Source organism: Streptomyces sp. GSL17-111 (genome assembly GCF_037911585.1).
Taxonomy (GTDB): Bacteria; Actinomycetota; Actinomycetes; order Streptomycetales; family Streptomycetaceae; genus Streptomyces.
On sequence record NZ_JBAJNS010000001.1, the window covers coordinates 3,495,531 to 3,511,383 of the forward strand.

A 15,853-nucleotide genomic window follows, 5' to 3' on the forward strand; every position below is an offset into this window, starting at 1 on the left:
CCGTCGTCCGCCGACCGTCCCCCGCGCGCCGTCCCTGGGCGCGCCCCGCCGGACCGCGCGTCCGGATCCGCGACAACCCTTGAGCTTCCTTGGCTGGGAGAGGTCTGAACTGATGCACGTGAACCAGGTCGAACGGCGAACCGGCGACTCCGTCGGGCAGGCCGTCGCCGTCGTCGGGATGTCGTGCCGGGTTCCGGGGGCGGACCACCTCCGGGCCTACTGGAAGCTGCTGCACGACGGCGTGGACGCCATCACCGAGGCGCCCGCCGACCGGTGGTACGACGTCGACGACCTCGCGCCGTACCGCCGGGGAGGCTTCGTCGAACGGGTCGCCGACTTCGACGCCGCCTTCTTCGGCATATCCCCGCGCGAGGCCGCCGCCATGGACCCGCGCCAGCGCCTGGCGCTGGAGCTGAGCTGGGAGGCCCTGGAGGACGCCCGCACCGCACCGGACTCCCTGCGGGGCAGTTCCACCGCGATCTACCTGGGCGCCACCGGGGACGACTACGCCTCACTCGTCCCCCGGCACGGACTGGGCGCGCTCTCGCACCACTCCCTCGCGGGGCTGAGCCGTGGCCTGATCGCCAACCGGATCTCCCACCAACTGGGCTTCCACGGGCCGAGCATGACCGTGGACACCGCGCAGTCCTCCTCCCTCGTCGCCGTCCACCTGGCCTGCCAGAGCCTCCTGACCGGAGCCTCGGAGCTGGCGCTGGCCGGGGGCGTCCACCTGAACCTGGTGCCGGACAGCACCCTCGCACTGGCCCGGGCCGGCGCCCTGTCCCCGGACGGGCGCAGCTACACCTTCGACGCGCGGGCCAACGGTTTCGTCCGCGGCGAGGGCGCGGGCGTGGTCGTCCTCAAGCGCCTGGAGGACGCCGTCGCCGACGGTGACCCGGTCTACTGCGTGGTGCTGGGCGGCGCGGTCAACCACGACGGGGACGGCGAGGCCCTGACCGTCCCCGACGGCCGCGCCCAGCAGGCCCTGCTGCGCGCGGCGCACACCCGGGCGGGGGTCGAGCCGGAGCGGGTCGGATACGTCGAGCTGCACGGCACCGGCACCCGCGCCGGTGACCCGGTGGAGGCCGGCGCCCTCGGCGCCGTCCTCGGCGCCTCGCGCCGGCCCGAGGACGCTCTGCTGGTCGGCTCGGTGAAGACGAACATCGGCCACCTCGACGGCGCCTCCGGCGTGGTGGGGCTGATCAAGGTCGGGCTGTCGATGAAGCACGGCCTGCTCCCGGCCACCCTCAACCACCGGGAGCCGCACCCCGACATCCCCATGGACACCTGGAAACTGCGCGTCAACACCGCCACCCGGGCGTGGACGGGCGAGGACCGGGTCGCCGGGGTCAGTTCGTTCGGCGTCGGCGGCACCAACTGCCACCTGGTTGTCGGTGTTGCTCCCGGTGCCGCTCCCGGCGTCGCTCCCGGTGCCGCCGCGCCGAACCCCCTTCCGGAGCCGGAACCCACCGCGCGCCCCCACGGCCCGGTCCCCGTGGTCGTCTCCGGCCGCACCCCGGCCGCCCTGCGCGCGCAGGCCGAGCGGCTGCGGGACCGGGTGGCGGGCGACGCGGACCTGCGGCCGTCGGACGTCGGCCTCTCCACGGTGACGACCCGTTCGGCGCTCCGCCACCGTGGCGTCGTCCTCGCCGCCGACCGCGACGACCTGGTCACCGGCCTGTCCGCGCTGGCGGCCGGTGAGCCCTCGGCACACGTCGTCGAGGGCGCGGCGGCGGCCCCCTCCCGCGTGGTGTGGGTCTTCCCCGGACAGGGCTCGCAGTGGGCCGGCATGGCCCGGGGCCTGTGGGACTCCTCCCCGGTCTTCGCCGCCCGGATGGCCGAGTGCGAGCGGCTGCTCGACGGCCTGGTGGACTGGTCGCTGCGCGAGGTCCTGGACGACGGGACGGCCCTGGAGCGGGTGGACGTCGTCCAGCCCGCCCTGTTCGCCGTGATGGTGTCCCTGGCCGAGACCTGGCGTGCGGCGGGCCTGGTGCCCGACGCCGTCGTCGGCCACTCCCAGGGCGAGATCGCCGCCGCCTGCGCCGCCGGCATCATCTCGACGGCCGACGGGCTGCGGCTGTCGGTCGGGCGCAGCCTCGCCATCAACGCCGGTCTCTCCGGCAAGGGCACGCTGGCGTCGCTGGCCATGCCCGCCGCGGAGGTGGACCGGGAACGGGTGTCGGTGGCCGCCGTCAACGGCCCCCACGCCGTCGTCGTCTCGGGCACCGAGGAGGCGGTGCACGCCGTCGTCGCCGACTGCCAGGCACGTGACATCCGGGCCAAGGTCATCCCCGTCGACTACGCCTCCCACTCCGCCCAGGTCGAGGCCATCCGGGACGAGGTGCTGCGGGCCGCCGAAGGCATCGCGACCACCGACACCGGCGTCGCGTTCTACTCCACGGTCACCGGCGGCCGGATCGACGTACGGGACATGGACGCCGAGTACTGGTACCGCAACCTCCGCCAGGAGGTGCGCTTCGCGGAGACCGTCGAGGTGCTGGCGCGGGACGGACACGGCGTGTTCGTCGAGGTCAGCCCGCACCCGGTGCTGACGATGGCCATCTCGGACACCGTGCCCGACGCGGTGGTCCAGGGCACGCTGCGGCGGCGGGAGGACGAGCCCGGGCGGCTGCTGCGGTCCATGGCCGAGCTGTACGCCCAGGGCCTCGCGGTGGACTGGCTCCCCCTCTTCCCGGGCGCCCGCCGCGTGGACCTGCCCACCTACGCCTTCCAGCGGCAGCCCTACTGGGTCACCGGTGACGGCACCCTGCCGCAGGGTCTGCCGTCCCCGGCCACGACCGCCGCCGGCGACACCACCGCCACGGTGGCCGCCGCCGACCCGGCCCGTTCCGTCGAGGACGGCCCCGCCGAGCTGAGCGAGCGGGAGCTGTGGGCGCTGGTCCGCGCGCAGGCGGCCGCCGTGCTGGGGCTCGGCGACCCCGCCGCCGTGGAGGCGGACGCCACGTTCAAGGAGCAGGGCTTCGACTCGGTCACCGCCGTCGAGCTGCGGGACCGGCTGGCGCGCACCACCGGCCTGCACCTGCCGGCCTCGCTCCTCTTCGACCACCCCACGCCCACCGCGCTCGTGCGGCGGCTGCGTGAGCGGCTCTCCGGCCCCGAGGACGACCACCGGACCGGGGAGGCCGGCGGGCAAGCGACGGCCGACGACCCGGTGGCGATCGTCGGCATGAGCTGCCGGCTGCCCGGTGGTGTCTCCTCGCCCGAGGACCTGTGGCGTCTGGTGTCCGGGGGCACGGACGCGATCTCCGGATTCCCCGAGGACCGGGGCTGGCGGCTCGACCCCCGTGCGGACTTCCCCCGCAAGGGCGGATTCCTGGACGGCGCCGGGGACTTCGACGCGGCCTTCTTCCGGATCAGCCCCCGCGAGGCGCTGGCGATGGACCCGCAGCAGCGGCTGGTGCTGGAGACCGTCTGGGAGGCGCTGGAGTCCTCCGGCCAGGATCCCGCCGCCCTGCGCCGGAGCCGCACGGGCGTCTTCATGGGCGCCATGGCCCAGGACTACCTGCCCCAACTCGACGACGTGCCCGGTGATCTGGGCGGCCACGCCCTGACCGGCAGCGCCACCAGCGTCGTCTCCGGACGCGTCGCCTACGCCCTGGGCCTTGAGGGCCCGGCGGTGTCGGTGGACACCGCCTGCTCCTCGTCCCTGGTGGCGATGCACCTGGCCACCCAGTCGCTGCGCGCGGGGGACTGCTCCCTGGCGCTGGCGGGCGGCGTCACGGTCATGTCGACACCGGGCATGTTCGTGGAGTTCGACCGGCAGGGCGGGCTGGCGCCCGACGGCCGCTGCAAGGCGTTCTCCGACGCCGCCGACGGCACCGGCTGGTCCGAGGGCGTGGGCGTGCTCGTGCTGGAGCGCCTCTCGGACGCCCGGCGCAACGGCCACCGCGTGCTGGCCGTGCTGCGGGGCAGCGCGATCAACCAGGACGGCGAGAGCAACGGCCTCACCGCGCCCAACGGGCCCTCGCAGCAGCGGGTGATCCGGCGGGCGCTGGACGCCGCCGGGCTGTCCCCGGCGGAGGTGGACGCCGTGGAGGCGCACGGCACCGGCACCACGCTGGGCGACCCCATCGAGGCCCAGGCGCTGCTGGCGACCTACGGCCAGGAGCGCGAGAAGCCGCTGTGGCTGGGGTCGGTGAAGTCCAACATCGGGCACACCCAGGCCGCCGCGGGCGCCGCCGGCGTCATCAAGATGATCATGGGCATGCGGCACGGCGTGCTGCCGCGCACGCTGCACGCCGACGAGCCGTCCCGGCACATCGACTGGTCCTCGGGCGCGGTCGAACTCCTCACCGAGGAACGGGCCTGGCCGGACGCCGGCCGCCCCCGGCGCGCCGGAGTCTCCTCGTTCGGCATCAGCGGCACCAACGCCCACGTGATCATCGAGCAGGGCGACCCCGTGCCCACCCCGCCGGCCGACGAGCCCGAGCCGGCCGGAGTCGTGCCGTGGCTGCTCTCCGCGCGCGGCGCCGGCCCGCTGACCGGCCAGGCCGAGCGGCTCCTGGACGCGGCCTCCGCCGAGCCCGCGCCGCCGGTGTCCGGCGTCGCCCTGGGTCTGGCCACCCGGCGGACCCACTTCGACACCCGGGCCGTGGTCCTCGGTTCCGGACGCGGAGAACTGCTGTCCGGGCTGGCGGCACTGGCCCGGGGGGAGCGGACCACCGGCGTGGTCTCCGGCGGCACCGCCGCCGCCGATCTCCCCGTCGGTGTGCTGTTCTCCGGGCAGGGCAGCCAGCGGCTGGGCATGAGCACCGAACTCATCGCCACCTTCCCCGCGTTCGCCAAGGCGTGGCAGGAGGTCTGCGCCGAACTCGATCCCCTGCTGGAGCACCGGATCGACGACGTGGTGACGGCCGCCAAGGACACCGAGGCGGCGCGGCTCCTGGACGAGACGGGCATGACCCAGCCCGCGCTCTTCGCCTTCGAGGTGGCCGCCTTCCGGCTGCTGGAGTCGCTCGGCGTCGTCCCCTCGGTGCTGGTGGGGCACTCGATCGGCGAACTGGCCGCCGCCCACGTGGCCGGGGTGTTCCCGCTGGCCGACGCGGCCCGGCTGGTGGCCGCGCGGGGCCGGCTGATGCAGGCGCTGCCGCGCGGCGGGGCGATGGTCGCCCTCCAGGCTCCGGAGGACGAGGTGCGCGAGCAACTCGCGGGCCTGGAGGACGCGGTGTCGGTCGCCGCCGTCAACGGGCCGCTGGCCACCGTCGTCTCCGGGGAGGCGGACGCCGTCGCCGAGGTGGAGGCGGTCTTCGCCGACCAGGGCCGCAAGACGACCCGGCTGCGGGTCTCGCACGCCTTCCACTCGCCGCTGATGGAACCGATGCTGGCGGAGTTCGAGGAGGTGGCGCGGACGGTGTCCTACGCGGCGCCGCGCCTCGCGGTCGTCTCGAACGTCACGGGCGCCCTCGCCGAGGAGGGCGCGCTGGAGCGGCCCGAGTACTGGGTGCGGCACGTGCGGGAGGCCGTGCGCTTCGCCGACGGCGTCCGCGCCGCCGTCGCGGCCGGCGCCGGGATCCTGGTCGAGGTCGGCCCCGACGGGGTGCTGTCCGCCATGGCGCAGGAGACCCTCGCCGAGACCGCGCCCCGGGTGCGGGCGGTCCCGCTCGTGCGCAAGGACCGCTCCGAGGCCCGCTCGACGGCCGAGGCGCTGGCCCGGCTGCACGTCGAGGGCGTGCCCGTCGACTGGCGCGCCTACCTGGCGGCCCTCGGCGTCACCGGGGGCCACGTCGAACTGCCCACCTACGCCTTCGACCGCCAGCGGTACTGGGCGGAGCGCCCGAGCGCCGGGGCCGAGGTCACCGGCGCGGGGCTCACCGCCGTCGAGCACCCGTTCCTCCTCGCCTCCACCGACCTCGCGGTCGGCGACCAACTCGTCCTCACCGGCCGGGTCTCCCTGGCCGACGACCCCTGGCTGGCCGACCACGCCGTCTTCGGCAACACGGTCTTCCCCGGCGCCGCCTTCGTCGAGATGGCGCTCCACGCCCTGGGCGTCGACGCACCGGACGGGGGCGGCCGGGCCGCCGACGGGTGGGGCGTCGAGGAACTCACCCTGCAGGCGCCCCTGATCCTGGACGAGGAGGAGGTGCTGCTCCAGATCGTCCTCGGCGCACCGGAGGAGTCCGGGCGACGCAGCATCGGGATCTACTCGCGGGCGGCCACCGCCCCGCCCCGCTCCTGGACCCGGCACGCCACCGGCTCTCTCTCCGCCACCGCACCGGCGTCCCCGCAGGACGACGCCGAGCCGGTGTGGCCGCCCGAGGGCGCCGCCCCGGTCGCACCGGACGTCTTCTACCCGGAGCTGGCCGGGCGCGGCTACGGCTACGGTGCGGCCTTCCGGGGGCTGACGGCCCTGTGGCGCGGGGAGGAGGAGGTCTACGGCGAGATCCGGCTCCCCGCCGGTGTCCCGCACGCCACCGGCCGGTTCGGACTGCACCCCGCCGCGTTCGACGCCGCGCTGCACCCGATGCTGTCGCTGCTCGCGGACGCCTCGGACGCCGGGGGTGTGACCCTGCTGCCCTACGCCTGGTCGGGGGTGACCCTGCACGGGCCGGCCGATGCCGAACTCCGCGTGCGGATCACCCGCAAGGGCCCGCAGGAGGTGTCGCTGCGCATCACCGGAACGGACGGCCGGCCGGTGCTGACCGTCGACTCCCTGGCGCTCATGCCGGCCTCCGTCGAGCAGCTCACCGGTGCCACCGCCGCCGACGACCTGTACACCGTGGAGTGGACGGCACGGCCCGAGGCGGCCGGAGCCGGAAGCGCGACGGCGGGCGCGGAGTTCCTGCACGTCGAGCCGGACGCGCGCGAGGACGTCCCGGCGGCGGCGCGCCGGTGCGCCCAGGACGTGCTCGCCCGGGTGCAGGAGCGACTGCGTGCGAAGACCCCCGGGCGGGGGCCGCTGGTGATCGTCACCCGGCGGGCCGTGGCCGTCTCCGCCGACGAGACGCCGGACCCGTCCGGCGCGGCGGTGTGGGGTCTGGTCCGCGCGGTGCTCGCCGAGCACCCGGGCCGGTTCGCGCTCGTCGACACGGACGGGACGGAGGAGTCCCTGCGCACGCTGGAGACCCTCGACGTCGTCGCCGAGCCGCAGCTCGCCGTCCGGGGCGGCCTCGTCCGTGTACCGCGCCTGGTCGCCGCGCCCGCGCGGTCCGCGCAGGCCGCGCCTCCGGCGTGGGACGCCGGGGGCACGGTGCTCGTCACCGGCGCCGGCGGTGCGCTGGGCCGGTTGGCCGTCCGGCACCTCGTCGCCGAGCACGGGGTGCGCCACCTCCTGCTGCTCAGCCGACGCGGACCGGACGCCCCGGGAGCCGCCGAACTGGCCGAGGAGCTGACCGCGCTCGGCGCCGTCGTCACCCAGGCCGCCTGTGACGTCTCCGACCGGGAGGCGCTGGCCGAGCAGGTGGCGCGCGTCCCGGAGACGGCACCGCTGACCGCCGTCGTCCACCTCGCGGGCGTGCTGGACGACGCCGTGGCGGAGTCCATGACGCCGCAGCAGCTCGACCGGGTGTTCGCTCCCAAGGCGGACGCCGCCTGGCATCTGCACGAGTTGACGCGGGACCTGGGGCTGACCGCCTTCGTCCTGTACTCCTCGGTCGTCGGCACGCTCGGCAACGCCGGACAGGCCAACTACGCCGCCGCCAACGCGTTCCTGGACGCCGTCGCGGCCGGCCGCAGGGCCGAGGGGTGGCCCGCGCTCTCCCTGGCCTGGGGCCCGTGGGAGCTGGGCATGGCGGGCACGCTGTCCGAGGCGGACCTGAGCCGCTTCCGGCGGGGCGGCATGGTCCCGCTGTCCGCCGCCAGGGGCACGGCCCTGTTCGACGCCGCGCTCACGCGGGAGCCGGCCACGGTCGTCCCCGTCGCCCTGGACCGGGAGGCGCTGCGGCAGCGGGACACCGTTCCCGTGCTGCTGCGGGACATGGTCGACTCGCGCCCCCAGCCCGCCGCCGAGGTCGCCGAACCCCCGGTGCTGGCGCGGCTGGCGGGGCTGTCGCAGGAGGAGCAGGTCGACGAGCTGCGGAGCCTGCTGCTGTCCACCGCGGCGGAGGTGCTGGGCTACCCGGACGCCGACGACATCGACGCCGACATGTCGTTCCAGGAGATCGGCTTCGACTCCCTGAGCGGTGTGGAGTTCCGCAACCAGGTCAAGCAGGACACCGGCATCCAGATCCCGGCGACGGTCATCTTCAACTACCCGACCCCGGCGGCCCTGGCCGAACGCCTGTGGGACCTGCTGTTCACCCAGGACGCGGCGGAGGAGCGGGACGGCGAGAACGCCGCCGACGCCGAGGACGCCGAGGACGCTGCGGACGAGGAGTTCGACACCATGGACGTCGACGACCTGATCGAACGAGTGTTCGCCGAGTGAGGACAAGGACGATGAAGACAGAGGACCTCAAGACCGTCCGCCGGTTCGTCAAGGAGCAACTGAGCGGCGACACCGAGCACCTGGACGCCCTGACCGACAAACCCCACCAGGTGTACGAGGCGTTCCGCGAGACGGGCCTGGCCAACTGGTGGCTGCCCGAGGAGTACGGCGGACGCGGGCTGGGCCTGGAGGACGGCGTCGAGATCGTCAACGAGATCGCGTACGGCGACGCCGGGGTGGCGTTCACCCTGTTCATCTCCGTCCTGGGCACCAGCATGGTGCAGCTCTACGGCTCGGAGGAGCTCAAGTCCCGCTACCTCAGGCCGATGGCCGAGGGCGGCACCTTCTGCGCGACGCTCGGCAGCGAGCGCAACGCCGGCAGCGAGCTGAACAAGATGGAGACGGTCGTCTCCCGGGAGGGTGACGAGCTCGTCATCACCGGCGACAAGTACTTCTCCACCAACACCGACTTCGCGGACTTCCTCGTGGTCGTCGCCCAGGCGGCGGACAACCCCGAGGAGCACCACGCGATCCTCGTGCCCAGGGACACCCCCGGGGTGGAGATCGTCAAGCGGTGGGACGTCATCGGCCTGCGCGCCTCCCACACCTACCAGGTGCGGCTGGACGGCTGCCGGGTGCCGAAGGCCAACCAGCTGGAGGGCTCGGGGCTGCGGCTGCTGGAGATCGGCCTCAACGCGAGCCGCATCCTCATCGCGACGACCGCCGTCGGTATCGCCCGGCGCATCCGCGACCACTGCATGACCTACGCCAAGAACAAGCCGTTCCGCGACGGCACCCTCCTCCAGAGCCCGGTCTTCGCGCAGAAGCTGGGCCAGATGGAGATGCAGATCGACGTCATGAAGGGCCACTGCCTGCGCGCCGCCCGGGACTACGACGCCGCGATGGCGGAGCCGAACGCGGCGGCCGTCTTCGCCCGGCAGGGCACGCTCAAGACCGCCCTGACGGCGAAGATGTTCTGCGGCCAGGCGGCCTGGGACGTGGCCTCCGTCGGCTCCGAGATGTTCGGCGGGCTCGGCTACACCGACGAGCACCCCGTGGGGAAGCTCGTCCGCGACGTGCGCTACGTCTCGATCGTCGAGGGCGGTGACGACGTCCTGCGCGACCTGCTGTTCAGCCGCTACGTCATCCCCGTCCCGCGCCGCGCGTAGGGCCCTCGGGACGGGCCCCCGCTCCGGTTGCGGGGTGGCCGCCCACGGGCCGCCACCCCGCAACGGGGGACGGGGCTTTACGTCAGCTCGACCAGGAGGTCGCCGGCCTCCACCTGCTGGATCGCGTTGACGGCGATCCGCCCGACCGTGCCCGCCTTGGGGGCGGTGATGGCCGCCTCCATCTTCATGGCCTCGATCGTGGCGAGCGTCGCGCCCGCCTCGACGCTGTCGCCCTCGACGGCCACGAGGGTCACGACACCGGCGAACGGCGCGGCGACGTGGCCCGGGTTCGCCTTGTCGGCCTTCTCGGTGGCCGGTACGTCCGAGGCGACGGACCGGTCCCGTACCTGGATGGGCCGGATCTGCCCGTTCAGCGTGGACATCACGGTGCGCAGGCCGCGCTCGTCCGCCTCGCCGATGGCCTCCAGCTCGATGAGCAGCCGGACGCCCGGCTCCAGGTCGACGGCGTACTCGTGGCCCGGGCGCAGGCCGTAGAAGAAGTCCTTGCTGGCGAGGACGCTGGTGTCGCCGTACGCCTCGCGGTGGGTCGTGAACTCCTTCGTCGGGCCGGGGAAGAGCAGCCGGTTGAGCGCCGCGCGGCGGTCCTTCTCCAGCATCTCCCGGTCCTCGTCGGACAGCTCCTGGACGGGCTTGGGCTCCGCGCGGCCCTGGAGCGCCTTGCTGCGGAACGGCTCGGGCCAGCCGCCGGGCGGGTTGCCCAGCTCGCCGCGCAGGAAGCCGATGACGGAGTCGGGGATGTCGAACGTGTGCGGCTCCGCCTCGAAGTCGGCAGGGGAGACCCCGGCCCCGACGAGGTGCAGGGCCAGGTCGCCGACGACCTTGGAGGACGGCGTCACCTTCACCAGGTGGCCGAGGATGCGGTCGGCGGCGGCGTACATCGACTCGATCTCCTCGAACCGGTCGCCGAGGCCGAGGGCGATGGCCTGCGTGCGCAGGTTGGAGAGCTGCCCGCCGGGGATCTCGTGGTGGTAGACGCGGCCGGTCGGGGAGGCGAGGCCCGCCTCGAAGGGCGCGTAGATCTTCCGCACGCTCTCCCAGTACGGCTCCAGGTCGCCGATGGCCTGCAGACTGAGGCCGGTGGGCCGCTCGCTGTGGTCGGTGGCGGCCACGAGGGCCGACAGCGACGGCTGCGAGGTCGTGCCCGCCATCGAGGCGACGGCGCCGTCGACGGCGTCCGCCCCGGCCCGGACGGCCGCGAGGTAGGTGGCGAGCTGGCCACCGGCGGTGTCGTGGGTGTGCAGGTGCACCGGCAGGTCGAACTCGCGGCGCAGCGCGGAGACCAGCTTCTCGGCCGCCGGCGCGCGCAGCAGGCCCGCCATGTCCTTGACGGCGAGCACGTGCGCCCCCGCCTCGACGATCTGCTCGGCCAGCCGCAGGTAGTAGTCGAGGGTGTAGAGCTTCTCACCCGGGTCGGACAGGTCGGAGGTGTAGCACAGGGCGACCTCGGCGACGGCCGAGCCGGTCTCCCGCACCGCCTCGATGGCGGGCCGCATCTGGCCGACGTCGTTGAGCGCGTCGAAGATGCGGAAGACGTCGATGCCGGTGGCCGTGGCCTCCTCGACGAAGGCGTTCGTCACGTCCGTCGGGTACGGGGTGTAGCCGACGGTGTTGCGGCCGCGCAGCAGCATCTGGAGGCAGATGTTGGGGACGGCCTCGCGCAGCTGGGCGAGCCGCTCCCACGGGTCCTCGGCGAGGAAGCGCAGGGCCACGTCGTACGTCGCGCCGCCCCAGCACTCCAGGGACAGCAGCTCCGGCGTGGTGTGCGCGACGGCGGGGGCGACCGCCAGCAGGTCCTTGGTCCGCACCCGGGTGGCGAGCAGCGACTGGTGGGCGTCGCGGAAGGTGGTGTCGGTGACGCCCAGCGTCGGCGACTCGCGCAGCCAGCGCGCGAAGCCCTCCGGGCCGAGCTCGGTGAGCTTCTGCTTGGAACCGGCGGGCGGGGCCCCGGCGGGCAGCGCGGGCAGCTTGCTCACGGGGTCGATGACCTGCGGGCGCTCCCCGTGCGGCTTGTTGACGGTGACGTCGGCCAGGTACGTCAGCAGCTTCGTCCCCCGGTCGGCGGAGTGCCGGGCGGTCACCAGGTGCGGACGCTGCTCGATGAACGAGGTGGTGACGCGTCCGGCCTGGAAGTCCGGGTCGTCCAGGACGGCCTGGAGGAAGGGGATGTTCGTCTGCACGCCCCGGATACGGAACTCGGCGACGGCACGCCGGGCGCGGCCGACGGCCGTGTGGAAGTCGCGGCCCCGGCAGGTCAGCTTGACCAGCATCGAGTCGAAGTGCGCGCTGATCTCGGTGCCCGCGTGGGCGGTGCCGCCGTCGAGGCGGATGCCGGAGCCGCCGGGGGAGCGGTAGGCGCTGATCTTGCCGGTGTCCGGGCGGAAGCCGTTGGCCGGGTCCTCGGTGGTGATGCGGCACTGGAGCGCGGCGCCGCGCAGGTACACGCTGTCCTGGGAGAGGCCGAGGTCGGCGAGCGTCTGCCCGGCCGCGATGCGCAGCTGCGACTGGACGAGGTCGACGTCGGTGACCTCCTCGGTCACCGTGTGCTCGACCTGGATGCGCGGGTTCATCTCGATGAAGACGTGGTTGCCGTCGCGGTCGAGCAGGAACTCGACGGTGCCCGCGTTGCGGTACCCGATCTCACGGGCGAAGTTCACCGCGTCGGTGCAGATCCGCTCCCGCAGCTCGGGGCTGAGGTTCGGGGCGGGGGCCAGCTCGATGACCTTCTGGTGGCGGCGCTGGAGCGAGCAGTCGCGCTCGAAGAGGTGAATGACGTTGCCCTCGCCGTCGGCGAGGATCTGCACCTCGATGTGCCGGGGCTCGACGACGGCCTTCTCCAGGAACACCGTCGGATCCCCGAAGGCGGACTCGGCCTCCCGGGAGGCGGCCCGGATCGAGTCCCGCAGCGTCGCCGGGTCCTCGACGCGCCGCATGCCGCGACCGCCACCGCCCGCCACGGCCTTGACGAACACCGGGAAGCCCAGCTCCTCGGCCGCCCGCACCAGCTCGTCCACGTCGGTCGAGGGCTCCGAGGAGCCGAGGACGGGGACGCCCGCCGCCCGCGCGGCGGCCACCGCGCGCGCCTTGTTGCCGGTCAGCTCCAGCGTCTCCGCGTCCGGCCCGACGAAGGTGATCCCGGCCGCCGCGCACGCCCGCGCCAGGTCGGGGTTCTCGGACAGGAAGCCGTACCCCGGGTAGACGGCGTCGGCCCCCGCCTCCCGCGCCGCGCGCACGATCTCCTCGACCGAGAGGTAGGCCCGTACCGGATGGCCGGGCTCCCCGATCTCGTAGGCCTCGTCGGCCTTGAGCCGGTGCAGCGAGTTGCGGTCCTCGTGCGGGAACACGGCGACGGTCCCCGCCCCGAGTTCATAGCCGGCGCGGAACGCGCGGATGGCGATCTCGCCGCGGTTGGCGACCAGCACCTTGCGGAACATGGCTCATCGGTCCCTTCGATCGGGTGAAGGCATGAGGGCTCGCGTGCGGGCGGGACGGCAGGGTTTCCGTTCACGTGTCGCACGTGCCCTGACCACGCATACCCCGCCGCCGTCCGCGCAGCACGGGCCGCGCTGGGTGCGTCGTCGAACCCGAGCCGAGTCCATCACGTCACACGGTGCGCCGTGGAGGTCACACGCGTGTTGAACCGCTCACGTCACTCCCCACTCCCCCGTGAGCTCCCCGCCCCGGACGCCGGTCAGGCTTCTTGCTGGTCCTCTGTGCCGATCCCGAGGGCGGCGAGCAACCGCCAGACATCGGACGACGGATCACGCTTCAGCGGGTCGCAGGATGCCGCGTGGCCGCTACGGAGCCTCCAAACCTGCGGCGACTCGGCGCGCGGTTCTCGGATCGGAGAGAAGTCGGCGCCTTTCGGGGAACAGCTGCCGTACGGGCACAGGGATACGAGCTTGCGGGCGTTGCGCACGGCTGCTCGTTCCCTTCCCACGAGCGAATTGCCACGCTGGCCGCCCAGCCCCTTACCTCGGTCGCCTGACTGCTGGTCGTAGTCCTGGAAGCCCTTCGCGTCCCGATGCGCGCGGAGGCGGTCGAGGACCGTGCTGTTCCGTCCGCCCTCCTGGCTGGTGAACTGTTGGAAGTGCAGGAGCAGCCAGAGCTCGAAGGACGGGTGGGACAGCGCTACCTGCACACCTGTTGCGGCAGCCTTGCGCATGGCTTCCGGAATGTCGTCGTCGCGCTGGTCCTCGCTGTCCCGGTCGAAGAGTGCCCACTTCTCGTCGTCCGGGTCTGCCGCCGTGGCGATCACAAGATCGACAGTCTCCGTAGGGCGGAGGCCGCGTCCCGCGTTGCAGTGCTTCAGGCGAAACTTCTGGCCCTCCCGCTCGCCGTAGTGCTTGTTCAGTAGGGCGATGTAGTCGCGTTCCGTCTTCTCGCCCTCCGTTGCCACGTAGATCACCCGTCGGGACTCGTCCGGATACGACTGCGGTGACCGGCGCAGTGGCGCGGGTGGGCCGTCAGGGTTTCGGCGCCGACGGCGGCTGCCCGGCTGGCTGCGACCGGTCCCGCCGATGCGGCCCTTCTTGGCCGCCCCGCTCACGCCGAGGCTCGCATCTGCTCGAGCGTGGCGATATGGCGGCCGAGCTCCCCACTGGTCAGACGCGGTACCCCGCCGTAGTGCCCGTGCAGATAGCGGCGTTCCAGGTTCTCGTCACGGCGGGCCTTTCGCGCTGCCGTGAGGGGGTACAGGTGGGTCTCCCCCGACGTGCTCTTCGTCGTGATCCACACCTGGTCCCGGGCGAGTGGCCGCTCTGCCACGGAGGGACCGAGGAGCGTGGCGTCGTGGGTGGTGAAGACCAGCTGTGCGGGATGTGGGTTGGCTTCCTGATCGTGAAAGAGGCGGATGGCCTCGGCGGCGAGCAAGGAGTGCAGGCTGGAGTCGAGCTCGTCGGCGAGGAGGACGCCGCCACGCTCGAGCACGTGCAGGAGCGGGCCGAGAAAGGCGAACCAGGCCTGCGTGCCCAACGACTCCTGCTCCAGGAAGTCGAGCGGCTGCGCTTCGGTGCCGCTTCCTTGGTGCAGCAGCCGCACCTCTCCCGTCTCGGGGTCGATCGTCATGCCGGTGACTCCGAGATCAGCTGCGGACAGGAGCGCGACGAGACGCTCGCGCAGTTCTGAGCCGCTTCGGGGATCGGTGATCCGTTCACGCGTCCATGCGGTGCGGGCCTCGACCTCGCTGTGAGGGGATACCAGCCACAGGTTGTCCACGAACCACCGGTGAACCGCCGAGAGCTGCGGATGGTTCAGCGTCGCCCCGACCGTCAGGAGCAACGCGTCAGGGCGGGTGGATTCCCTGATCAGGTCCTTGTGGCCTTTCAAGCCCGCTCCGGGGAAGCGGACCTCTCCCCCCTCGTACTCGGGCCGTCCTGCCTCGCGATCGAACCAGACCTGGCGGCGTCCGGAGGGGTAGGCGTGGAGCCACTCAGCCTCCACCCGGTCATCCGAGAGTTCGAAGCCGTACGTGTACCGCACACGCCGCTTTCCGAGGAGGAGATCCACTTCGAAGAGGCTCGTCTCCTCCTGTGCCTCAGCTGCCAGCGCGAACGGCTCTCTCGGAATGCGTGGTGACCTGCCCCAGTCCGCGAACGAGTCGAGCACCGCCGTGCGCATGAAGCGCAGGGCGGAGAGCACGTTGCTCTTCCCCGAGGCGTTGGCTCCGTAGATGCCGACGGTCGGCAGCACGGACACGTGTCTGCCCTCCGAGCGGACGCCCGTGTCCCGCGCCGTTCCCTCATTAATCTCCGTGGCGACCAGGGAGAGCTCTTGTTCGTCACGAATGGATCGATGGTTGGCCACCCGGAAGCTGAGTAGCACGGCCTACCTCCTGGCGAGACAAGGACTGAATCACTCTCTTAGGGCATTCTATGCGGGTTACTCGCACGAAAGAGCCTAAGACGTGCCACCCGGGCTGGCCAGAACACTGGCCGCTGCACGCGCCCTGGTCGTCTGGGCGTATCCGCTCTGTCCGTCGACGAAGACGGTTGGACCTTGGCGAGGTGTGCCTGGTCGGATGGGTCGAGGTCGCTGCGGAAGAGGATTCGACAGCATCGTCGTAGGGACGACCGGGGCCGCCGTTGAGCGGGTCGGCAGGGGGGAATGTGGCGGACCAGCCCGGGACGGCGCACGGCGGGGAGCCTGTGAGCGTGAGGACGGGCGGCGGGGGTCAGCGCAGCACGGGGTGGTTCCGGCGGCGTCACGGCGCCACCGTTCGGACGGTCGTGGCGGCGCTTTCCCACTCGGAACGCGACGTCGTGCCGGTGGTCGAGGAGGTGTT

The 15,853-nt window shown here is 73.1% G+C and carries 5 protein-coding genes; 2 read left to right on the plus strand and 3 right to left on the minus strand.

Translation table 11 applies throughout. The features are described from left to right. The first annotated feature begins 112 nt into the window (after positions 1-112). Entirely contained in the window at positions 113-8,383 is an 8,271-nt protein-coding gene (locus tag V6D49_RS15505) for a type I polyketide synthase (RefSeq protein WP_340560324.1), read from the plus strand. Positions 8,384-8,394: 11 nt separating this feature from the next. Further along, a complete protein-coding gene (locus V6D49_RS15510; protein WP_340560325.1) occupies positions 8,395-9,552 on the plus strand; it encodes an acyl-CoA dehydrogenase family protein in 1,158 nt (385 codons plus the stop codon). A gap of 77 nt (positions 9,553-9,629) precedes the next feature. On the opposite strand, the gene V6D49_RS15515 is transcribed toward V6D49_RS15510, so the two are convergent. From V6D49_RS15515 to V6D49_RS15525, 3 genes are all read right to left on the minus strand, one after another. After that, positions 9,630-13,004: a pyruvate carboxylase gene (locus tag V6D49_RS15515; protein ID WP_340560326.1), complete on the minus strand. Its 3,375-nt coding sequence runs from the start codon at positions 13,002-13,004 to the stop codon at positions 9,630-9,632. Positions 13,005-13,261: 257 nt separating this feature from the next. Beyond that, positions 13,262-13,978 carry an RloB family protein gene (locus V6D49_RS15520; RefSeq protein ID WP_340560327.1) on the minus strand — a complete coding sequence of 239 codons (717 nt, stop codon included), beginning with the start codon at positions 13,976-13,978 and terminating at the stop codon, positions 13,262-13,264. A gap of 137 nt (positions 13,979-14,115) precedes the next feature. Beyond that, on the minus strand, positions 14,116-15,393 hold the full coding sequence (locus V6D49_RS15525) for an AAA family ATPase (RefSeq protein ID WP_340560328.1): 1,278 nt from the start codon (positions 15,391-15,393) through the stop codon (positions 14,116-14,118). Positions 15,394-15,853: the final 460 nt, after the last annotated feature.

Excerpts from the sequence above, each read along its gene's own strand:
- V6D49_RS15505 (WP_340560324.1), top strand. The coding sequence starts at position 113 with ATGCACGTGAACCAGGTCGAACGGCGAACCGGCGACTCCGTCGGGCAG.
- V6D49_RS15510 (WP_340560325.1), top strand. The coding sequence starts at position 8,395 with ATGAAGACAGAGGACCTCAAGACCGTCCGCCGGTTCGTCAAGGAGCAA.
- V6D49_RS15515 (WP_340560326.1), bottom strand. The coding sequence starts at position 13,004 with ATGTTCCGCAAGGTGCTGGTCGCCAACCGCGGCGAGATCGCCATCCGC.